This is a genomic window from Psychrobacter sp. TWP2-1-2 (assembly GCF_049896785.1).
In the GTDB taxonomy this organism is placed as follows: Bacteria; Pseudomonadota; Gammaproteobacteria; order Pseudomonadales; family Moraxellaceae; genus Psychrobacter.
In genome coordinates, this window is the sequence record NZ_JAFCVA010000010.1 from 1 (window position 1) to 22,895 (window position 22,895).

The window sequence follows — 22,895 nt, forward strand, 5'->3', positions numbered from 1 at the left end:
GGCTAAAGCACTTCCGTAGTATTGCGACTAGATACGAGAAATTGGCTCGTAATTATAAGTCTATGCTGTATCTAGCTTGTACTATGATTCATTGCAAACTGAATTAGGGACACGCCCTAATCAGGTATTTATTACATTTGCCAATCAAATGGCATTTGATGATGACCACGTAGCGCCATCATTAACGTTTGCTGCATCTGCGCCAACACCTCTTTAGTATAAGGAATAGCAGGGACGCCCCATACTGGATTTGGCCATTGCATGTCATTTTGATAGCGAACGATGTGATGAAAATGAAGTTGGGGCACTTGATTACCGAGTGCAGCTACATTCATTTTATCAGCTTGAAAGGTCTTGGCTAGCTGACTCGACAACCAGCTTGACTCACGTAAAAACTGTGTTTGATCGGCTTCAGATAACTCATACAACTCTTTGATACCTGATACGCGCGGCACTAATATTAACCAAGGAAACTGGCAATCATTGATTAAACGACAAGTCGATAATGGGAAATCACCCACTAAAAAGCTATCGGCAGCAAGTTTATGATGAAGTTGGAACATAATGACGGTTCTCTTGTTAGGATACTCAGATAAAAGGAATATGAATCTAGAAAAGCAGAATTTAATTTACTAAAAAACAATAGGCTAAATATAGGATGTTGCTATTTTATCAGTTATCCGACCGATAAAATAGCGCTATGACTCATTGTCTTGACGTCCTACTTGGGCACTGGCTAGCTGACTTATTGAGCTGATTGAATCTACCGAAAATCATTGCTAAGCTCTCAAAATGCCGAAATGCCAAAACAACTACGCTGACTCTGCCACCATATGCTCGCTAAAATAGCGTAATAATTCTTGAATCGCGGTGACGCGCTGTTGCGGCGTTGCCAGTTTATCAGCATCTTGATAACGAATACCAGAGGCACCATTCATACGATAGCGTTGCCCATTTGATTGAATCAACTTAATAATTGCTAATGCATCAACTGGAGTATCAGGTGCAAACTCTAATGTCATGCTATTACTATTAGCATCAATCTTATTAATCTTTAGCGGTTCAGCTTGTATGCGCAGTCCGTGGATGGCGAATAACTGCTTAGTTTGCTCTGGTAATGTACCAAAACGGTCAATCATTTCGGTACGAATATCAATCAATGCCTCTTTATCATCGGCATTACTGATGCGCTTATAAAATAACAAACGCTGATGGACATCATGTAGATATTCTTCTGGTATCAATGCTGAGCTATGCAGATTAATCTCACTAGTCAGCGACAATGGTGTGCTTAAATCAGGCTCTTTACCCGCTTTAATCGCCTTAGTTGCTCGCTCTAGCATGTCCATATATAAACTAAAACCAATCGCCTGCATGTTACCACTTTGCTGCTTACCAAGTATTTCGCCAGCACCGCGAATTTCTAAGTCTTCGCTAGCCAGCATAAAACCTGCACCCAGCGTATTGGCGCGTTCAATCGCATGCAATCGGCGTTTAGCATCGCCTTTTAGACCTTTGATAGAAGGCACAAGTAGATAACAATACGCTTGATGATGACTACGACCGACACGACCACGCAGCTGATGTAATTGCGCCAAGCCAAACTTATCGGCGCGCTCAATGATAATAGTATTAGCATTCGGTACATCAATACCAGTCTCGATAATGGTGGAGCATATCAGGACGTTGAATTTTTTATGATAAAACTGCTGCATCACTTGCTCAAGCTGGCGCTCTTGCATTTGCCCGTGAGCGACCCCTACTCGCGCCTCAGGCACCAATTCACGTATGGTTTCTGCCATACGCTCGATACTAGCCACATCATTATGTAATAGATAAACTTGCCCACCACGCAGTAACTCACGCAAGATAGCCTCTTTCATTAAAGCATCAGTTTTTTGCATAACAAAGGTTTTAATCGCCAAACGTCGTGCTGGAGGTGTCGCGATAATTGACATGTCACGCATACCTGAGAGCGCCATATTGAGCGTTCTAGGGATGGGGGTTGCTGTCATCGACATACTATCCACATCCGTCTGAATCGCCTTGATACGCTCTTTATGGCGCACACCAAAGCGATGTTCTTCATCGACAATCATCAAACCTAGATTAGAAAACTTCACATCAGGTTGTAACAGTTTATGGGTGCCGATGACAATATCGACTTTACCTGCTGCTAAATCTGTCAACACCGTTTCTTGATGCTTTTTGCCGCCAAAGCGTGAGAGCGTCTCGATACGCACTGGCCAATCAGCAAAACGGTCGCGGAAATTGTCTTCATGCTGACCGGCCAGCAAGGTCGTCGGCACTAGCACCGCTACCTGATAACCGGCGCTGACAGCAATGAATGCTGCCCGCATAGCCACTTCTGTTTTACCAAAACCCACATCACCGCAGATGAGCCGATCCATTGGTTGGTTTTGTCGCATGTCTTCCATCACCGCATGAATGGCATTGGCTTGATCCGGCGTTTCTTCAAAGGCAAATTGACTGGCAAAGAGCTCATACTGTGACGCATCTATTTTAAAATGAATACCGACTTTAGCTTCACGACGCGCTTGCATATTAAGCAGCTCGGCCGCTACGTCATGGATTTGCTCAAGCGCTTTTTGCTTGGCTTTATCCCATTTTCCACTACCGATTTTGTGCAATGGCGCAAGCGCTGGATCACCGCCACTATAACGGTTAATCATTTGCAAATTAGCAACGGGCACATAAATACTGGCATCATCGGCATATTTTAAGTGAATAAACTCTTGCTCGCCATCACCCACATCTAACGTAATCAGCCCATTGTAACGCCCAATACCATGCTCGATATGCACCACTGGGCTGCCTTCGGTTATTTCAGTAACACTTTTAACCAAAAACTCTTCTGACACCCCGCTTTGACGACGACGGCGCGTCTGCAGCACTTGCCGACCAAATAATTGTGTCTCACTAATCAGTACCAAACGTTCAGGGACATAAACACCGCGCTCAATAGGCGCAACGGTCAAACCGACCTGCGGCAACTTATTGGCATTACTATTCGATTTGTCCGCTGCTAAAAACGCTGCAAAGCTATCGTAAGCCTTGATATCAATCTTGCCTTTAAACAGCTCAATAAGAATCTCTCGGCGACCCGCTGTTTCTGCTACCACCAATACTGGTGTCGCTGTTTGCGCTTGTAATTCTAAAAACTCTAGCAGCGCAGTGAGAGGCTCAGCCTTTTGGTGATTAACGGTCAATTGTGGCGGCTCTTGCGCACTGAGAGTCACCAAGCCTTGCGGCTTATTTTCCGTCAGTGACAATTGAGGCTGTAAATCTGATTGGTGTTCAACTTGTAGCAATGAACTATCTGCTAACAACGAATCATCGCTGTCAATCGCAGCGACATCCGTCATGCTAGCCAGCTCATTGCGCGCACTGAGAATCACGCGTGGATAGTGGTTAAGGTGTTCATTTAGGGTATTCGATAGCAAATATAACCATTCAGGCGCGACAATAGGTTTATCGATATCATGACGGCGCTCTTCATAACGGCGCTGAATTTGTGACCAGTAATCTACCTGTTTTTCATTAATCAATTCATCAGTGATAAACAGCGCATCGCTTGGTAAGTAAGCAAACAAGCTACTCTCTGCTGTCCACGCTTTTAAATCAAAAAATAGCGGCTGATAATATTCAAGTCCGCTACTAGCGATACCTGCCATTACGTCTTTATGTAGCTCAAACTTGCGGCTGCTCGCATTAGGGAACATCGTGGCGAAGTTGGTACGAAACGTCTCACGCCCTTCATCAAGCGGGAACTCTTTTGCTGGTAGTATTTGAAATTGTTGAATGGGCTTTGAGATATCTGGCAGCTTGTGTAGCAGCGATAGTGACTCTTTGCCCATGCTACTATCGTTGCCGCTCATCATTGTTTTGAGGTCATCAACGGTCAATGTCCGCTGGGTTTGCGGATTAAAAAAACGAATGGTCTCAATCTCATCATCAAACAAATCTAAACGTAGTGGAAACGGCTGACCCATGGCAAAGATATCAATGATGCTGCCACGTACCGCGAACTCGCCCGGTTCAAAGACGTTTTCAACCGCGCGGTAACCTGCCTTTGCCAGCAATCCGCGCTGGGTATTGATATCAAATCGATCACCAACGCTCAAATCAAAATGCTGCCCAATCAGCCAGCTTGGCGGTGCGACACGATGCATTAATGCTTGTACAGATATCAATAGTACGCCTGTCGTTGGCATATCGGTTAATAGATTGATACGTTCACTAACAATATCTTGATGCGGTGACAGCTCATCATAGGTCAACGTCTCCCAATCGGGGAACACATAAGCATCGACGCCGCAAAATGCCAATTCCGTCTCTATCTGATTGAGCTGGTTTTGGTCACGCGTCACCACAACTTTTAATCGGTCGGCAACATTCCATAGCGGTGTTTGCACCAGACTTGCTAGCCACAAACTGCTGACTGCGCCATGCACAGGTGCCAGCCAACGCCGCTCGGCATTCTGGATAGGAAACAACTGCTGGTTAATTGGTTCAAACGCGTCAGTCAGAGCAGTGATAGGCATAAAGAGTAGGATCAATGTTAAGAGTCAGAGAGCTATTATACGAATATTTCAGCAATTACCAAAATTTATGCCGTAACGGTTTGTCACTTAGTATTTTTATTAAAAAACCAATAGACAAATAGCTGATAAAGATTATATTCGTATATAAAGACAGGATGATTAAATGTAAAAACCTCAACGGCTAAGCTGAAGTTTTTGAGTGCTATTTATTAAGCTGGTGTTAAATGACAAGCCACTTTTAAATTAATGGCTTGTCGCTAGCGATAATGCCATTGTTATCGGCATAGACAAACATACCAGAATTTAGTGTTAAATCACCAAAGCTAATTTCAATATCGGTTTGACCTTCATCGCGGCGATTCGATTTACGCGGAATGCAACCAAGCGCCATAACACCGATGTCCATTGCTGCCATATCATCAACGTCACGGACGCAGCCGTACACGATAACCCCCGCCCAGCCATTATCAATCGCTGACTGCGCAATCATGTCGCCTAGCAGCGCACAACGCATTGAACCACCACCGTCAACCACCAACACCTTACCGTTACCATCCTTGTCTTTACCATCGCTATTTAGTAATGATTTGACGCGACTATTGTCTTCGAAGCATTTCACCGTCACAATTTCACCGCAGAATTTCTTTTTGCCGCCAAAGCTATGAAAAGACTTACCTTCGATATTAGGCAAACACACCTGCGACTCAGGATTGGCATCCAATAAATCACAGGTCACAAAGTTCTCTTTATCCATCGTTATTGATTCTGGCATGTCTGACATAGTGACGCTCCTTGTTATATATGATTGGTTATTCATGACTGATTATTTATGACTAGGGCTTAATTTCAATTATTCCTTCAACTTAACACTTAGGCTATTTTTTAACTTTAGTCATCGCTAGCATTTGCTTATTTTCGATGATATCAGTGGTTTGGATAGCAGGTTCAGTACGGTATTTATTACGCTGATAAACATCATGCGCACTCATCGCCATGGCAATGGCAACGCGTTTGGCGGAAATGGGATGCAGTGACAATGATTCTGAAACTAAGGGCGATATCAGCTGAAAGGCTTTTTGACCAATACTTTCAAGCGGACGACCTTTATGCTTGCCAAGTAACAAGGACGGACGGAAAATAACTAGCTGCGTAAAACCTAGCGCCATAATAGACTGCTCAGTTTCAGCTTTTACGCGATTGTATAAAAACCGACTATAAATATCAGCATTCATGGATGATAACAAAAAGAAATTTTCAACACCTTTTTCTTGGCACAGTTTGGCAAAATTGACATTATAATCATGATCAACCTTTCGAAAGGCCTCATCGCTACCAGCCTGCTTCTTAGTCGTACCAAGACAGCTAAAAGCGTCCGTCTTTCGATCAACACCAACGCTGGCAAATATTTCAGCCAAATTATCAAAATCATTAACCTGATAAAAACGCATGCTGGTATTGATATAGCGTGGCGGACGCCTTGCAATCACAATTAACGTGTCATAAAGCTCACTAAGCTGTTTGACAAGATGCTGTCCGACCAATCCTGTCGCGCCAATTACAATTGCTTTTCGCTGCATAGCCTATCCATTTATAGTGTGTTGGAAAATAGATGATAATGAAAAATCTGATTTTAAAGCCTATCACCAAAGCTTTTCATCTTAGAGCGTATCATCATTTTTAAAATGGTGATAACAATGAGATAAATCATAGTCAAATGAGGAAAATAGCGCAGATACTATCGAAATAGTAAACAGTATCGGGATATTAACCAGCTATTTGACATTTTTTTTAACATTGTTTGGCAAGATTTAGCCCATTTAGATGTCCATCGATTGAATTGAGGACATGCCCTAGTATCATACCTAAATTAACGCATAGCTGAGGGTATTCTATAGAATTTATTGTAAGAGATTTTATCGGCTAAGCGATTTATTCACTCATAAGCGGTTTTTAGTGCAACAATATTGATAAGTATTTCAAGAAATAGTTGAGCAGAGACACAAAAAACTGTCGTATATATGATCACACAACTTCTTTAAGCATTAATCATCAAATATATTGTTCTAAGGGCGATAATTTGCTAAGATAACCGGCTTTACACGTTAACGCTGTTTAATTATTCCAAACAGTTTTGGCGCTTGCGATGCTCTATTGCTAATTTAGGTGCCTTTAATAACAGATAGGTACTTTAATATTAGACATCGACATCATGTTTGGCGAGACGGCTGCTCGTTACCGATGATGGTTAAACCCTTTTTTATTGTAATCCACATTCATATTTTTATCTGTCTTTATCAAGGAGATTCGCGTGGCTAATACTGCACAAGCTCGTAAACGCGCCCGTCAAAACACCAAACGTCGTCAGAACTCTGCGTCACAACGCTCTATGGTTCGTACTTACTTAAAACGTGTTGATGCGGCTATCGCAGCTAAAGATTATGACGCGGCTACCGAAGCTTACAAAAAAGCGGTACCAGTTCTTGATCGTATGGCTGACAAAGGTATTATTCATAAGAATAAAGCTGCTCGTCGTAAGAGCCGCCTGAACAAAACCATTAAAGGCCTACAAGCTTAAGATTGTTAACGTTTAGACCACATCTCGCCTTTATAGCGTTATGACTAAAACCTTGTCTCTGGTTCTAATACTGGGGCAAGGTTTTTTTATGTCTGATTGAAAAATGAGTAGTAATCTTTTCAATAGTATTTAGATTAAATAGTATTTAGATCCATTTCACTTCTGGTGGTAAGAGCAATGTATTAGGATGAAAGCCGGCAGCACGGTAATCTTCTAATAAAGTATGAATCGGGCGCACATACACTTCACCGCGCCAAATGAAGTGTGCACTTGCTTGTTCAAACGGCTTATCATCAAACCACAAAAATACGCCTTCCATCATCTTTGGCCAATCATTCCAATCAATCTCGACTACATCAAACATCACTGCTAAAAAAGCAGACAACAAAGTATCATGACTAACAGCAAGCATGAGATGCCCTTGCTGCGGCTGATGTTGATAAAACAGTGATAAAATATCGAGACCACCTTGGTAAGCGTTTTTGGTACCTTCAAGATTGCCTTGCAAAAATCGATTGATAAAGTTGAGCACGCCAATTTCTTTAAATACTGGATTTGCTATTTCAGGCTCAGTCACTAGGCTACCAGGCTCGACCAACAATGACTGATGCGTAATATCACGTTGTAGTCCCGCACCTGCTTGCATCAGCTGCGCCGTGTCAATACAGCGTCCAATCGGACTTGAGATACTGTCTACATCAAGCGAGTACGGTAAATGCCCTGCCAACCAACGCCCCCACGACTTCGCTAGTACTCGACCTTTAGGTGTTAGTGGTAATTGATAACTGGCAAAACCATTGCCATCAGAGCGTTCACGTAAGGAATGTCTGGTAAATAAAATAAGCCGTTTATCTTCAGGCAATAAGCTGACTGAGGAAATCATACTATCAGGCAAGTGCGAAGGCGCCGGAGCACTTGGAGTATGACTCGCAAGCTTTTCAGCCGACAATTTTGAGGGAGTGTTATTGAGATATTTGCTCATGGTAGCAAGCGTAGCAGATTTTTTGATATGAATGAACAAAATATCAGTTCAATTGTAATATTGCTTACGAGTCTAGGCGGTTAGACTTTAAAATAAGCGTTATTTTATATTCGCTATTTTAAAAAGACAGATCAAGGTGACAAATAACTAAAAAGATATTTACTTTTGAATGATTAAAATTACTTAGCCGATATCAATGACTTTGTCCCACGCAAATGCTAATGCAGTGCTGCTCACCTCATTTGGATACGCACGTGGATTGACAATGATTCGTGTATTACCAATACGGTAATCAAATGCTTCGTGTGTATGTCCATGTACCCATAGTATTGGCGCCCAATCTTCATGCATCCAGCCAGATAAATCACTGATAAAAGCTGCGTTACTTGGTAGATTCGCATACTTCTCAGACACCGATAATGGACTGATACTATGATGGCTCATCACAACAGTTTTTTTGCCAAGTGTTTTGGCGGTGATCAATGCTTGCTTTAACCATTGACGCTGCTTAGCATGGATTTGCATCGATACTTCAGGTGAAAAAAGCTCTCCTCCAGCATAGATTTGTTTATAGTCACGCATAAAGCGCATAGCAGCAGCTATAGTATCTTCATTGGCCTGATATTGGTAATCTGTCCATAAAGTACAACCTAGGATACGTATGTCACCAATATCAATATGTTGACACTGTAGAAAACGGACGCCTTGCTGCGACTGGGCATTATAATTATCCCAAGTCGCCAGCTTTTTATCAAAATGTAGCACATCTTCATTAAAGTATTCATGATTACCAGCTATCGTAATCACAGGCACTTGCAAACGTGCTGCCTGCTCTTGTAGCCATGGCATACCACTATCGCTGTTAGCAGTATCGCCCGCAACTAATACCACGTCTGCATCAGTTTTGGGAATATGCCCTAGCGGATGTGACTGACGCGCATAACTGTCAATATGTAAGTCACTTAAAATCTGTAATTTCATAAGTTCTAATATCATTAAATAAACGTAAATAGTTTAGCACTTTTTGATATACCCGCAAAAATTAAAAAAAGACAGCGGATTAGGCTGTCTTTTTTATCATGCTGACACTATAAAATGCTAAACGCTTTGTAAATATCCAAATATTTTATAAGTATCTAAATACCTCGGAGTATCTTTTGTAATTTAGCCGCAGGATCTGCTGCCTGAGTAATTGAACGACCAATCACCAAATAATCAGAACCATCATCTAACGCCTGTTTCGGCGTACAAATACGTTTTTGATCATCTGCATTGTCGTCTAGCAAGCGAATACCAGGGGTAATCAATTTAAAATCTTGACCACATAGTGTCTTGAGCGTTTTAGCTTCTTGCGCTGAACAGACCACACCATCCAGACCCGCTTGCTTGGTTAATTGTGCCAATCGACTCACTTGCGCATCTAGACCATCGGTAATACCTGTTTGCATCAATGCTTGATTATCCATAGAGGTCAGCACGGTGACGGCTATCAGCAAGGTATCAAAGTTACCGTCTAACAAGCGCTGTTTAGCCAATGACATCGCCTCTAAGCCCGCGCTGGCATGCACATTCACCATCCATACGCCAAGCTCAGCTGCCGCTAGTACCGCTTGAGCGGTAGTATTAGGAATATCATGGAATTTCAAGTCTAGAAATACGTCAAAATTACGCTGATGTAGCGCCTTAACTATCTCAGGACCACAGCGAGTAAATAGCTCTTTACCCACTTTTAAGCGGCATGATGTTGGATCTAACTGATCAGCTAATGCTACCGATGCCTCCATCGTCATATTATCTAAGGCAACGATGACTGGGGAATTCATTGTATTATTCATGGTTTTACCATATCTATATCAGAATTATCAAAACACTATATATGGACTGCTCATAGATCAGTACAAAATATAATTTATTCTCGCTTTTGTTTGGTAAGTGTCGCGCCTTCATCTACAGTAAGTACTTCTGCGTCTTGCAGTTGCACATTGGTCGCTGTCGAACCATAAACAGCTTCTTCCACCGTTGGCGCACTTGCTTGGCGATCAATGACAGCATTGGCTTGTGTCAGTTGCGCTTGCAAGTTCACATTCGCTTTTTGCAAACGCGAGATTTCCCACTTATTCTGTAAGACACGGAAGATAAGCAGTGCCAACAAGATGCCAATAACAATACCAAGCATAAGGCATAAAATCAGCAGCAATCCTAGATTCATCGTCGGTGCTTGAGAGAATAATAAATTTACGCCAACTTCGGTATTGTTTGCCAACACCAAACCAAGTGCATAAGCAAAGCTCAAAAACAGCAATACAAATAGTAAAAAGCGCATGAGACGTCTACCCTCGATTTGGAATGTCGTTAGTGTTTTAAAAATAGCACTTTAAAACCTTCATCAACCCACACATTTATATGCTTATAAACTCACTAGTGATAAATTCTAGAAAAGGTGGCTGGCAAGCACTCTTGTTAGCAATTTTACCCAATACATACTTTATAACACACTTAGCTATTTGCTACTGTATCATTGACTGCTTCACGTAATGCTTTACCTGGTTTAAAGTGCGGTATCGCTTTGGCAGGTACAGGTACGCTTTCTCCTGTCTTAGGATTTCGACCCATACGGGCACGACGATGGTGCAGACAAAAACTGCCAAAACCACGAACTTCTACGCGTCCATCATTGGCTAACGTATCGGTCATCAAGTTTAATATTTCACGTACTGCATCATCGACTACAGTATCAGTCATATTGTCACAGTTCGCACTTAAATTACTAATAAATTCGGACTTGTTAATCGCTTGCTGCATTATTACGCTTGCCTTGTTGATTAATGGATAAGATGACTGTGAATTGAACCATCATTTTCGATAGTTGGTTACTTTTAAAACAAGCTATACATCAAGATCATAAGGATAAATAGCCATTCACTAAAATAATCTCAGTGTCTTAAATAAGTAATAATTCACATCTCGTTACTCAATGTTGCAAATGATAGCGGATATTACGGTAAATGGAAATAAGAGTTTGCTTGTTTGAGCAAAAACCTCATTGATTAATAGGACACTTAAAATTTAAGCAAAAAAAGAAGCGACCATAGTCGCTTCTTTTATAATCTTATATCAATAACGTGCAGCTTACTGCATTTGCTCTTTGATCAAGTCGCCAATTGTTTTTGGCTGTGCATCAGAACTGGCAGTAGTACTAGTCGTGCTAGTGCTGCTTAGCTCTTTAATCGCTTGACGCTCTTCAGCTTCGTCTTTCGCTTTGATAGACAAGTTGATGTTGCGAGTTTTACGATCAACACTGATGATTTTCGCTTCAACGTCATCACCAACGCTCAAATGCTTAGTCGCATCTTCAACGCGATCACGTTGAATTTCAGAGGCACGTAGATACGCTTCAACTTCGTCAGCAAGCTCGATAGTAGCGCCTTTAGCATCTACTTCTTTTACTTTACCATTAACGATAGCACCGCGGTCATTGTTGACTAGGTATTCGTTAAATGGATCAGAGCTTAACTGCTTCACGCCTAGGCTGATACGGTTTGCTTCTGCATCTACTGACAATACCATTGCTTCAACGGTGTCGCCTTTATTGTAGTTACGGATAGCGTCTTCGCCAGTTTCGTTCCAAGAGATATCAGATAGATGAACAAGACCATCAATACCACCGTCTAGACCGATAAAGATACCGAAGTCAGTGATTGATTTGATAGTACCAGTGATTTTATCACCGCGCTCATGTTTCTTATCAAACTCATCCCATGGGTTAGCTAGAGTTTGTTTGATACCTAGGCTGATACGACGACGTTCTTCATCGATATCAAGAATCATTACTTCAACTTCATCGCCCACTTGAACAACTTTTGATGGGTGGATGTTTTTGTTGGTATGATCCATTTCTGACACGTGTACTAGACCTTCAATACCTTCAGAAATTTCAGCGAAACAACCATAATCAGTTAAGTTGGTTACGCGTGCTTTAACCACACTACCCACTGGGTATGTGCCGCCAACGTTATCCCAAGGATCAGTACCAAGTTGTTTTAGACCTAGGCTAACGCGATTGCGCTCACGGTCAAACTTCAATACTTTAACTTTTAGGTCTTGACCAACTTCAACAACTTCAGATGGATGCTTGATACGGCGCCATGCCATGTCAGTGATATGCAATAGACCATCGATACCACCTAGATCAACGAATGCGCCGTAATCAGTAAGGTTCTTAACGATACCTTCGATCTCGATGCCTTCTTCAAGCTTGTTCAATAGCTCTTCGCGCTCAGCTGAATTTTCAGCTTCCATAACTGCACGACGGCTAACAACAACGTTGTTGCGCTTTTGATCAAGTTTGATAACTTTGAATTCTAGCTCTTTGCCTTCAAGATGCGTGGTGTCACGGATAGGACGAACATCTACCAATGAACCTGGTAGGAACGCACGTACTGAACCGATATCTACAGTGAAACCGCCTTTAACTTTGCTTGAGATGATACCTTTTACGATTTCATCATTATCAGCGATTTTTTCAAGGAAGTTCCAAGTTTCAACACGTTTGGCTTTTTCACGTGAAAGCAAGGTTTGACCCATGCCGTTATCAACCGCTTCAACCACGACATCAACGCTATCGCCAACTTCAACTTCAAGTTCGCCTTCTTCGCTTAAAAACTCTTCACGAGCGACGATACCTTCAGATTTCAGACCAGTATCAACAGTGATCCAGTCGTTATCAATGGCCACAACAGTACCAGTGATAACCGAGCCACGCTCGATATCCAGACCTGTTTCTTCGATGCTCGCTTCAAATAGTTCAGCAAATGATTCCATTATGTCTACCTTTGTATAGCCGTATCCTGTCCAGCACAGTACGGATCAAATTTATGATTGCATAAAACGAGAATACTGGTTTTATATCCCATACAATCATATATAAAAACGTTTGTTGTTAGTAAGCACATAACTTATTAAACTCACTAGCAACAACTGTCTTGTGTTGCAATTTCTTATACTTTTACTTTTCTATCACTTAGAAAGAATATTTTTATCACTCTCTACATATTATTAGCGTCTACTACTGTGATTTTATACTAAAATCAAGCGTATAGGAAACTTTTTCATACTTACTAACTTGTTTTTATTAACTATTAAAGAAAATACCTTTATCCTGACAATGTTTTTTCACTTGTACATAAACTGCATCAGCATCTAAGTTAGAGCTATCTAGTAGTAGAGCATCTTCTGCAGGCTTTGATGGTGCAGTCGACCGATTCTCATCACGATCATCACGAGCTTTAATCGTCGCTAAAATCGCGTCAAAATCTGCCGTCTGACCAGCATTTATTAACTGTGTTACGCGGCGCTCGGCACGCGCTTCAGCACTGGCAGTCAAATACACTTTTACATCCGCATCTGGGAACACCACCGTTCCCATATCGCGACCATCAGCGACCAATCCAGAACGAGTTGCCATATCTTGTTGCAACTTTAGTAATGCTTGACGAACTTTTGGAAATACTGCTATTTGTGATGCATAGCCGCCCACGGTCTCATTACGAACTTGCTCACCAACCGCTTCATCATTCACTAAGATATCAACACGTCCTGACACATTGTTAGGTACAAAAGCAATCTCTAGGCGCTGCGTTAATACTAATACAGCCATCTCGTCAATGGCTTGGCTTCCGTCTGCCGCAACTAATCCCGCTTCAAATGCTTTGAGTCCAACGATACGATACAGAACACCTGAATCCAGCAGTTGATAATTCAATGCTTGGGCCAAACGCCACGTCACCGTACCTTTACCTGCCCCACTTGGTCCATCAATGCAGATAACTGGGTAGCGCAACACTGGCGCTTGCTTATCATTATTGCCAGCACCAAAGTTATCAAGTATAGCGTTATCAGCTGTAGAAACGGTCATAATACTCACTTAATAGTAGACGATACTGATACGGCTTAGTGCATGCTAGCTGCAGAACAATATTTACTTATTTATCAAACGCTTGACAATCAATTCATCATTTCGTCATCAAATAGGGCGATATTATAGCAAAGAAACCTACCCATCACTAGCAGCAAGACTGATATCTTGTTAATTGCTTATATTGTCTTTCTTTTTTGCCGCTTTTCGTCGTTCACGGAAAAAGGTCTTAAGCATCTGGCTACTATGCTCACGACATAAGCCATTATGTACTTCGATAGCATGATTATAAAAAGGTTGTATCGGCAAATTCATTTGACTGCCAACCATGCCTGCTCTTGGCTCGTTTGCTGCATAAACCAATCTATCTACCCGCGCATGAATGAGCGCTCCGATACACATCGTACAAGGCTCTAAGGTAACGTATAACGTTGTCTTTAATGGTAAACGATAGTTTTTTAAGCGCGCACACGCTTCTCTTAATGCGACAATTTCGGCATGAGCGGTCGCATCGTGACGCCCAATCGGTTCATTAAATCCTTGACCAATAATCTGCTGATCGTGTACCAGTATCGCCCCTACCGGCACTTCTCCACGCTCAGCACCTTGCCTAGCAAGTTTAAGAGCTATTTTCATCCAGCTCATATCTTGAAGTGACCAAAATGCGCTGGCTTGCATATCTTCAATAACTAACTGACTATTTGCAGTTGGATGTGGCTTCAAGCTTATATTCTGTATATGTTTCATTTATTTTGACAACTATTGCGGTAATTGCCAATCGATAGGCGTTTGCCCATACTGTACCAGATAATCATTGGTCTTAGAAAACGGCTTGGAACCAAAGAATCCACCACGATTGGCAGCAAGTGGTGATGGATGTACAGCGGTCAGAATAAGATGCTTATCAGTATTGATATATTTGCCTTTTTTCTGTGCTTTACTGCCCCACAATATAAATACGGTATGTTCTGTTTGTTCATTAACCACATCAATCACCGCATCGGTAAACTGCTCCCAGCCTTTATTTTGATGGCTATTTGGCTCACTTTCTCGCACGGTCAGAGAGCTATTTAATAGCAAAACTCCTTGCTGCGCCCAGTAAGTCAGGTCGCCATGTTTTGAGGGTGCGATACCAACGTCACTTGCCATCTCTTTTAACAAATTATTGAGTGAGGGTGGCTTTGGAATGGCTTTGGGCACTGAAAATGATAAGCCCATTGCCTGCCCTGGTCCATGATAAGGATCTTGACCTAGTATCACGACTTTAACTTGTGATAAAGGGGTCAGGTTTAACGCGTTAAATATTAAGGGTGCTGGCGGATAGATACTGTTTTCTGATTGATAGGCTTCTTTTAAAAACGCACGCAAGCCGTCCATATTGTTAGAAGTTAACTCGTCTTTTAACGCCGTTTTCCAATCTTCTGGCAAGCGCACATTGTCTAAAATTGCTTGTTTTTGCGCTGGCGTTTTTGGTGTTTGTTCATCGAATAATTCCATAGTATGTCCTTTTATATTTGTTATCGATTAGATAAATATTGAATGGGGGGCGTGAACCAATCTCGCACATGAGATCTAGTGATTTCATACGTTGGTTTTGTTATGAATTATAGCAATAAAAAAACGGCTACCACAGTAACATGGTAACCGTTGTTATTACATTAGTAGCAAAACTTAGCTGGCGAGTGACTCAGAGTCTGGATGTGGCTCATGAGTCTCAACGACCGTCAAGATAATACGACTATCTGCTGATCCTTTATCTGTAGATTTATAATCCGTCTTACCACTGTACTTATCAAGCTTAACAGAATCACCATCTTGCTCATCATTAGCTTCAGGCTCTAAGGTAAGATGTACTACCCCACCATTGACCAAATCACCAAACAAAATCATACTTGCCAATGACTTTTTGATCTCATCTTGAATCAGACGCTGCATTGGGCGTGCACCCATTAGGCGATCATAGCCTTTGTGAGCCAAGTAATCGCGTACTTCGTCATCAATCTCTAAGGTGACTTGTTTATCATCAAGCTGGACTTGTAGCTCAACCAAGAATTTGTCAACCACAGATACCACCACGGAGGTATCTAATGGGTTAAATTGGATGATGGCATCTAAACGGTTACGGAACTCTGGCGTAAAGACACGTTTGAGCGACTCCGTATTATCACGGCTATGGTCTTGCTGAGTAAAGCCCATTGAAGAGCGGCTAATACTATCAGCACCAACGTTGGTCGTCATAATCACAATGACTTGCTTAAAAATAGCCACACGACCATTGTTATCAGTCAACGTACCATGATCCATGACTTGCAATAACAAGTTGAAGACATCAGGGTGCGCTTTTTCAATCTCATCAAGCAATAACACACAATGTGGATGTTGATTGATTTTTTCAGTCAATAGACCACCTTGGTCATAACCGACATAGCCAGGAGGCGCACCAATCAAACGCGATGCGGTGTGGGCTTCCATATATTCTGACATATCAAAACGAACCAGTTCTACGCCTAACAAATTTGCCAATTGACGTGAAACTTCGGTTTTACCCACCCCAGTAGGACCGGCGAACATGAAGGAACCAATTGGTTTATCTGGTGCTTTGAGACCGGCACGCGATAGCTTAATGGCATCGGCTAAGGTTTCAATTGCCTCATCTTGACCAAACACTAAATGCTTAAGATCACGATCTAAGTGCTGAAGAATACTCTTATCATCACTCGATACTGACTTGGGGGGGATACGTGCAAGCTTGGCAACAATCGCCTCAATATCTGCCACATCGATTTTCATCGGTGGTTTTTTCTTAGCCTTGGCACTTTTTGACTCACTGAACGATTTGGCACGATCATTGGCTTTTGCAGTTTCTGCTTCATTCTGCATTTCACTATCACTATACGTGTCACCATCGAGACCCTCGGTATCAGCATCGATCTGTGCATCAAAATCTTGCTCTATATCCGCAATGAAGCTTTCTTCTGCATCAATATCATCAGCATCAGGAATCACGCCTAAACGCTTATAGGCGCCTGCTTCGTCAATCACATCAATCGCTTTATCTGGTAAAAAACGCTCGTGAATATGCTTAGCAGATAACTGAACGGCGGTGACCAACGCTTCATCGGTATATTCGACGTTATGAAATTCTTCATAACGAGGCTTCAGACCGCGTAAAATATCAATTGTATCGTCGACACTCGGCTCTTTGACATCAATCTTCTGAAAACGACGTGACAGTGCATGGTCTTTTTCAAACACTTGACGGTATTCGGTAAAGGTAGTTGAGCCGATACAGCGCAGCTCACCATTAGCAAGTGCTGGCTTAATCAAGTTTGATACGTCCATATTGCTACTCATTGACGACCCTGCGCCAATAATCATATGAATCTCATCAATAAACAAGATTGCATTGGGCTTTTTCTTTAGCGCATCAAGCAGTGACTTCATGCGTTTTTCGAAATCACCACGGTATTTAGTACCAGCGATTAATGAGCCAATATCAAGGCTATAAATCACACAGCCATTCAATGGTTTCGGTGCTTTATCATTAATAATCAACCACGCCAAACCTTCAGCGATAGAGGTCTTACCAACACCAGGCTCACCAACCAATAACGGGTTATTTTTACGGCGACGACATAATACTTGCGCGGCGCGCTCAATTTCAGGGCCACGTCCAATTAATGGATCCGTCTTACCTTCAGCCGCACGCTGGTTTAGGTTAGTCGCAAACTCAACCAAGGGATCTTTACTGGTTTTTTCTGAGGCACTACGGCGTTCACCCGTCATAGAAGCACGTGGCTCAGATGGCTCGTCTTTATCTTGACCATGCGATAAGTATTGGGTCAACTCAAGACGACTAATACCCTGCTTTTTGAGCAAATAAACGGCATAAGTATCGTGCTCTGAAAACATAGATACTAAAATATCTGAGCCTTCAACAAGGCGACCACCACCAATAGATTGCACATGGAAAATAGCACGCTGCAGAATACGATCAAAGCTTTGGGTTGGCTGCGGTGACTGCTCGGTGTCTGCGTCTACCGTTGGCGTATGCTTATTGATATAAGCTTCTAACTCGGTACGCAGCGTTGAAACATTGGCATTACAGGCAGTTAATGTATTGGCAGCGTGAGTATTCTCTAATAACGCCAATAATAGATGCTCAACAGTGAGGTACTCATGCGATTTTTGGCGCGCAAGTGTCATTGCTAAACGCAAAGAAACTTCAAGATGACGACTTAACATAACGACTTCCTACGGTTATACCTATCTTTATAATTGATAGCTTTATGAATGAGTTAGTAAGTAAATCAGGGCGACAGATGGATTGTTCAAGGGCTAAATCTGTATTATCAAAAGACAGCGCTAAATGATATTGACCATGTATTACTCAAATAGCAGTTCTATCTACTTGTCACCAATTAAGCGTTTTGATCACTCATACTTGCTTTTCTTTATCTCAACACGATACTTAAGAAGAGTCAATCTATTAACACAGACTAAAATGTATCAAGGCGTACTGCGCATCAATATTTATAGTAACGAAATAGCATGAAAGCTTCAAAAGCTGAGCAAATAAAGGAGAAATCGGTAATAGAATAATAAATGAGAGAATGAAAGATACAAATGACTTTTTTAAGCCATCAGCTGATTAAATTATAGAAAAATTCAAGTTAATAGGATGACTAGAAAATGATACGAGTGCAGCAATCATTTCTATAAAATTTAGACAGCTGTTTGATGTGATGACTTAATATAGATAAGGGTATATTAAAGAAAAATCAAGGTTAGGAAATTTTTATAATAAGGAATTTATGAGTGACTGCTTGGATACAGAGTACCTATCAAGCTCACAATGAGCGGTTTTTAGAGCTTTACAGGGTTTATAAACAATAAAACCATTGGAAATAATAAGATAAAAACACGAAAACAAGATAAAACTTTAAATTCATATTTACGCTATTTTCTTATTCGCCTTGATGTGGCTCAATCTGGGTCAATAATGGATAGCCTTCACGATGTGCCAGACTGTTTACTTTTTTGGCTTTGGTCTCAGCGATATCTTTCGGATAGATACCAGCAATGCCTTTGCTACTGTTATGAATCGTTAGCATAACTTCGACTGCCGAATCCATACTATGACGAAATTCAGACTGTAAAATATAAACGACGAACTCCATCGGCGTATAATTATCATTATACATAACGACGGCATACATAGGCGGCTTAGCCACTTCTGGCTCTGCAACCAGTACATCTGCTTGTGGCGAGGTTTCGCCGTCCGTATCACCATCTTGTGCACGATGAGCAGGTATAGTTGGAAAGTGCCAATCAGCAACAGTTGGCAACGCTTGCAATAGGGTTTGTTTTATCATAATTGGCATACAAATTAATGGTTATATTTATAACAGAATAAAGAGCGCTAACAGAGGTTGGCAAATGCAATGCTTATTATAGCGCTCTTAAATATGAATAGATTAAGGCTCAATCGGACTTTCGTCGACTTCAGGTAAATCTAAAAGTGATAGCGGCATATTATCAACTCGCTCGCCAAGCTTCCAATCATAGAGCTGCTCCACTTGTTGCCCGCCAGCTTGCAAGCTAAGCTTGACTTGTAACGGTTTAAAGCCTGATGGCATCATGAAACGACCACGAATACGAACGATACCGTCAATAGTATAAACTGGAGGATCTAGCGGCACCTCTACAAAATCATCGTCATTGAGCAACGTCAACGTTGGCTTTAGGCGTTTGGCTTTGCCATCGCTAGCAAGCATGCCTATATCGAAACCATATTCGAAGGCATTTTCAGGTAACGGCTCAATCTTTGCTGCTATTACTTGTAAAGGCATGCCGCCTTTGTCACGAAGGACATCAGCATATAATTCATTCAGTTGAGAGACTTGTCTATTCTCAACCGTTAGTTCTTGCTGGTTTTCACGCAACTCTTTGATGTTAGCCAAGCTAATCGCCAGCTCCTGCTTAGCAGTAGCCGCTTGATTGGCCGCTATTTTATGACTAAGACGTAAATCTTCAAGCGCTTCTGTTGCCTCAGTGCTATTGATCATCGCTTGCTTGGTTTCAGTTTGCATAGAATGAAAGCCACGCTGATATCCTAATTTATGACCGAATATCAATCCAACAATGGCAGTCACCAATATGACCACGACAAAGAGAGCCAACACCAATGTGGATGCCCCTTGTTGGGTACCACCTACCTTAGTTACTGAACTAGCATTGGTTTTAAGAGAATGCGGACTACGCTCTAAATGATACAAATCAGAGTCTTTGCACGATGAAGGTGCGGGCTGTGAGCAAAAGCGTCGTACAAGCTTGACACGCATTTAGACAATATCTCTTAACAGTAATGACAATATTATAGCGGAATTTATAATCAATACCTAGCACCATAAATGTGAATGATTTGACCACAGCTAAACATCTGCTACGGAACAATAGGTGCAAAGTTTAGACCCATTGTTTCATCGAATCCGAACATGACATTCATGTTTTGTACCGCTTGTCCTGCAGCGCCTTTTACCAAATTGTCTTGTACGACAATCACTGTCAATTCTGCACGTTCATTGTCTTGATGCACAGCAATGCGTAAACGGTTGCTGGCGCGGACACTACGGGTATCTGGATAAATACCTTTTGGCATGACATCAATAAACGCTTCTGATTCATAGCATGTTTCAAATATCTGCTGCCAATCAATAGCAGCACCCGCATCCGTCAGCTCAAGATGAATAGAGCTCAGCATGCCACGTATCATCGGCACAAGGTGCGGTAAAAAACGAATGCGATGGGTGAACTGGCTGTCTAATAACTGTGCCACGCCTTGCTCAATCTCGGGCAGGTGACGATGTCCTTCAACGCTATAAGCTTTAAAGTTATCAGTAGTTTCAGCATAATTAAGCGCAAGTGAAGCTTGGCGACCAGCGCCAGAAACACCAGACTTTGCATCGATAATGATGCGTGATTCCACCAATCTCTCTGCTTGCTTATTTTGCATATCGATTATTGGTTTCAAACCCAAAATAGCAGTGGTCGGATAACAACCAGGATTACCGACGACTAAAGCAGTGGCAAGTTTATCGCGATTCACTTCAGGTAAACCATAAACAGCTGTCTTTAGTAGCTCAGGACAAGCATGCGACTGCTGATACCAGTGTTCAAAATCGGACAGTGACTGCAAACGAAAATCAGCAGCCAAATCAATGACTTTCACACCGGCTTGCGTTAGCGCTTCTGCTTGCTTCATCGCTACGCCATGTGGGGTGGCAAAAAAGACCACATCACACTTTTGCAGCGTTGCAAGCGTCTCGTCGCCCAAGTCGCTAAAAACAATATCTGATATACCGCGTAAGCTTGGAAATATCTCATCAGCTCGTGTACCAGCTTCGCTACGCGAGGTTAGCAAATCAATAGATACTTCAGGATGCGCAGATAACAAGCGAATCAGCTCAATACCCGTATAACCTGTACCACCAACAATCGCTGCTGAAATCATAAGATATTCCTTTTTCTTTTACTTGGTAAATATCAGTATTTGTTAAACAAATCTTAGATAGAAAGATCGCTTATATACCTGAACTTTGTCATTTTTAGATTCTAGCGGCTTTAGATTTTATAATCGTGCACCGCATCGATAAATACTTTGGCATTGTCAGGATTGACCCACTGCGTAATACCATGACCTAAGTTTGCTATATAACCCGTCTTTTCGCCGCTTGCATAAGCACTATCAAGCATTGCATTTACTTCAGCACGAATCGTGGCAGGTGAACCATACAATGTTGCTGGATCCAAGTTACCTTGAATGGCTTTACTACTCTGTAGTTTTTTATGCTGTTTGGTCAATTGACGCTGACTTTCAGCCAATACTTGGCGTGCACGATCAATGGGCATCGTCCAATCTAACCCTAAAACATCGGCTTGACTATCTGCTTGCACATCCAACCATAACCCACCACCTTTGGTAAATAATACCACTGGTATCTGCGGATGGCGTACTTTTAATTCAGCGACGATACGCTTATTATAAGCATGAGAAAAATCAATAAACTGACGATGGCCAAGCGCCCCGCCCCAACTATCAAAAATCTGTAAAATTTGAGCACCAGCGACCACTTGTGCATCTAGATAATCAATGACCGAAGTGGCTAATTTATCTAATAATTGATGCAAGAAATCAGGGTTGCTATACAAAAATCCTTTAGTATAACGATAGTCTTTTGAGCTGCCGCCTTCAATCATGTAGGTGGCCAATGTCCATGGACTACCAGAGAAACCAAATAAAGGCACTTGACCATTTAGTGCTTTGCGGATGCTCGTCACCGCACGCATGACATAATCAAGAGAATCATTGGGTTCAAGTACTGGCAATCTATCTAAGTCTGCTTGCGTACGAATAGGATGTTTAAACTTAGGGCCTTCGCCCGCCTCAAAGTATAAGCCTAGACCCATAGCGTCAGGTATGGTCAAAATATCGCTAAATAAGATAGCAGCATCTAAATCATAACGGCGTAGTGGCTGTAAAGTGACTTCAGTAGCGCGGTCCGTATCTTTGCACAGACTCATAAAGTCGCCCGCTTCTGCACGAGTGGCCTTATATTCTGGTAAATAACGACCAGCTTGACGCATCATCCAGACTGGCGTGGTGTCTATTGATTCAAAGCGTAATGCCCGTAACAATCTGTCGTTCTTTAAAGGCGCAAATTCTTGCTGGATCGAGTTACTATTGTCTGAAGCACTCATGTACAAATCTCCAAAACAACACCGCATTCATGATTATCAATGAATACGGTGCTGGATAAAATAAGTTGAATAAAAGAATATTAAAACGTTTAGATAGCG

19 protein-coding genes and 1 pseudogene are annotated in these 22,895 nt (G+C 41.9%); 2 read left to right on the forward strand and 18 right to left on the reverse strand.

Annotated elements, in window-relative coordinates:
* Positions 1–107: pseudogene (locus ACP7AE_RS10355) on the forward strand (IS5/IS1182 family transposase); the annotation flags it as partial.
* A gap of 24 nt (positions 108–131) precedes the next feature.
* On the opposite strand, the gene ACP7AE_RS10360 reads toward ACP7AE_RS10355, so the two are convergent.
* The 4 genes from ACP7AE_RS10360 to ACP7AE_RS10375 all read right to left on the reverse strand — a co-directional run bounded on the left by ACP7AE_RS10360 (position 132) and on the right by ACP7AE_RS10375 (position 6,142).
* Positions 132–563, reverse strand: a complete 432-nt coding sequence (locus ACP7AE_RS10360; protein WP_045445060.1) for an HIT domain-containing protein — start codon at positions 561–563, stop codon at positions 132–134.
* Positions 564–812: 249 nt separating this feature from the next.
* On the reverse strand, positions 813–4,565 hold the full coding sequence (mfd, locus tag ACP7AE_RS10365; protein WP_426242939.1) for a transcription-repair coupling factor: 3,753 nt from the start codon (positions 4,563–4,565) through the stop codon (positions 813–815).
* A 238-nt stretch (positions 4,566–4,803) separates the two neighbouring features.
* Positions 4,804–5,337 (reverse strand): ribonuclease E activity regulator RraA, encoded by a 534-nt coding sequence (gene rraA, locus ACP7AE_RS10370; RefSeq protein WP_045445213.1) that lies wholly within the window; start codon positions 5,335–5,337, stop codon positions 4,804–4,806.
* 103 nt (positions 5,338–5,440) lie between these two features.
* The gene (locus ACP7AE_RS10375) at positions 5,441–6,142 is read right to left on the reverse strand and encodes an NAD-dependent epimerase/dehydratase family protein (protein ID WP_426242941.1); all 702 of its coding nucleotides are present in this window, start codon (positions 6,140–6,142) and stop codon (positions 5,441–5,443) included.
* 731 nt (positions 6,143–6,873) lie between these two features.
* Here ACP7AE_RS10375 and rpsT point away from each other — a divergent pair.
* Positions 6,874–7,140, forward strand: coding sequence for a 30S ribosomal protein S20 (rpsT, locus tag ACP7AE_RS10380; protein WP_010200097.1), 267 nt, complete (start codon positions 6,874–6,876; stop codon positions 7,138–7,140).
* A 145-nt stretch (positions 7,141–7,285) separates the two neighbouring features.
* Here the strand turns inward: rpsT and ACP7AE_RS10385 are convergent, their stop codons facing one another.
* The 14 genes from ACP7AE_RS10385 to hemE form a co-directional block, all read right to left on the reverse strand.
* Positions 7,286–8,122 (reverse strand): histidine phosphatase family protein, encoded by an 837-nt coding sequence (locus ACP7AE_RS10385; RefSeq protein ID WP_201538862.1) that lies wholly within the window; start codon positions 8,120–8,122, stop codon positions 7,286–7,288.
* A gap of 183 nt (positions 8,123–8,305) precedes the next feature.
* Positions 8,306–9,103, reverse strand: coding sequence for a metallophosphoesterase (locus tag ACP7AE_RS10390; RefSeq protein ID WP_372815952.1), 798 nt, complete (start codon positions 9,101–9,103; stop codon positions 8,306–8,308).
* Positions 9,104–9,258: 155 nt separating this feature from the next.
* Positions 9,259–9,957, reverse strand: a complete 699-nt coding sequence (gene pyrF / locus ACP7AE_RS10395) for an orotidine-5'-phosphate decarboxylase (RefSeq protein ID WP_201501588.1) — start codon at positions 9,955–9,957, stop codon at positions 9,259–9,261.
* A gap of 74 nt (positions 9,958–10,031) precedes the next feature.
* Complete coding sequence (locus ACP7AE_RS10400) at positions 10,032–10,445, reverse strand: lipopolysaccharide assembly protein LapA domain-containing protein (RefSeq protein WP_426242943.1); 414 nt, start codon at positions 10,443–10,445, stop codon at positions 10,032–10,034.
* Positions 10,446–10,618: 173 nt separating this feature from the next.
* Positions 10,619–10,924: an integration host factor subunit beta gene (locus tag ACP7AE_RS10405; protein ID WP_045445047.1), complete on the reverse strand. Its 306-nt coding sequence runs from the start codon at positions 10,922–10,924 to the stop codon at positions 10,619–10,621.
* A 327-nt stretch (positions 10,925–11,251) separates the two neighbouring features.
* Positions 11,252–12,943, reverse strand: a complete 1,692-nt coding sequence (rpsA, locus tag ACP7AE_RS10410) for a 30S ribosomal protein S1 (protein WP_055124414.1) — start codon at positions 12,941–12,943, stop codon at positions 11,252–11,254.
* A 310-nt stretch (positions 12,944–13,253) separates the two neighbouring features.
* A complete protein-coding gene (gene cmk / locus ACP7AE_RS10415; RefSeq protein ID WP_426242945.1) occupies positions 13,254–14,036 on the reverse strand; it encodes a (d)CMP kinase in 783 nt (260 codons plus the stop codon).
* Between the two features lie 171 nt (positions 14,037–14,207).
* Entirely contained in the window at positions 14,208–14,783 is a 576-nt protein-coding gene (gene tadA, locus ACP7AE_RS10420; RefSeq protein ID WP_201538857.1) for a tRNA adenosine(34) deaminase TadA, read from the reverse strand.
* A gap of 12 nt (positions 14,784–14,795) precedes the next feature.
* Positions 14,796–15,533 carry a uracil-DNA glycosylase gene (locus ACP7AE_RS10425; RefSeq protein ID WP_201538856.1) on the reverse strand — a complete coding sequence of 246 codons (738 nt, stop codon included), beginning with the start codon at positions 15,531–15,533 and terminating at the stop codon, positions 14,796–14,798.
* 174 nt (positions 15,534–15,707) lie between these two features.
* Entirely contained in the window at positions 15,708–18,281 is a 2,574-nt protein-coding gene (locus ACP7AE_RS10430; protein WP_426242948.1) for an AAA family ATPase, read from the reverse strand.
* A 722-nt stretch (positions 18,282–19,003) separates the two neighbouring features.
* The gene (locus ACP7AE_RS10435; RefSeq protein ID WP_087814601.1) at positions 19,004–19,411 is read right to left on the reverse strand and encodes an ATP-dependent Clp protease adaptor ClpS; all 408 of its coding nucleotides are present in this window, start codon (positions 19,409–19,411) and stop codon (positions 19,004–19,006) included.
* A gap of 102 nt (positions 19,412–19,513) precedes the next feature.
* The gene (locus ACP7AE_RS10440; protein ID WP_426242950.1) at positions 19,514–20,380 is read right to left on the reverse strand and encodes a hypothetical protein; all 867 of its coding nucleotides are present in this window, start codon (positions 20,378–20,380) and stop codon (positions 19,514–19,516) included.
* Positions 20,381–20,481: 101 nt separating this feature from the next.
* Positions 20,482–21,549, reverse strand: coding sequence for an N-acetyl-gamma-glutamyl-phosphate reductase (gene argC, locus ACP7AE_RS10445; RefSeq protein WP_426242952.1), 1,068 nt, complete (start codon positions 21,547–21,549; stop codon positions 20,482–20,484).
* A gap of 110 nt (positions 21,550–21,659) precedes the next feature.
* Entirely contained in the window at positions 21,660–22,796 is a 1,137-nt protein-coding gene (gene hemE / locus ACP7AE_RS10450; RefSeq protein WP_045445031.1) for a uroporphyrinogen decarboxylase, read from the reverse strand.
* Positions 22,797–22,895 lie beyond the last annotated feature (99 nt).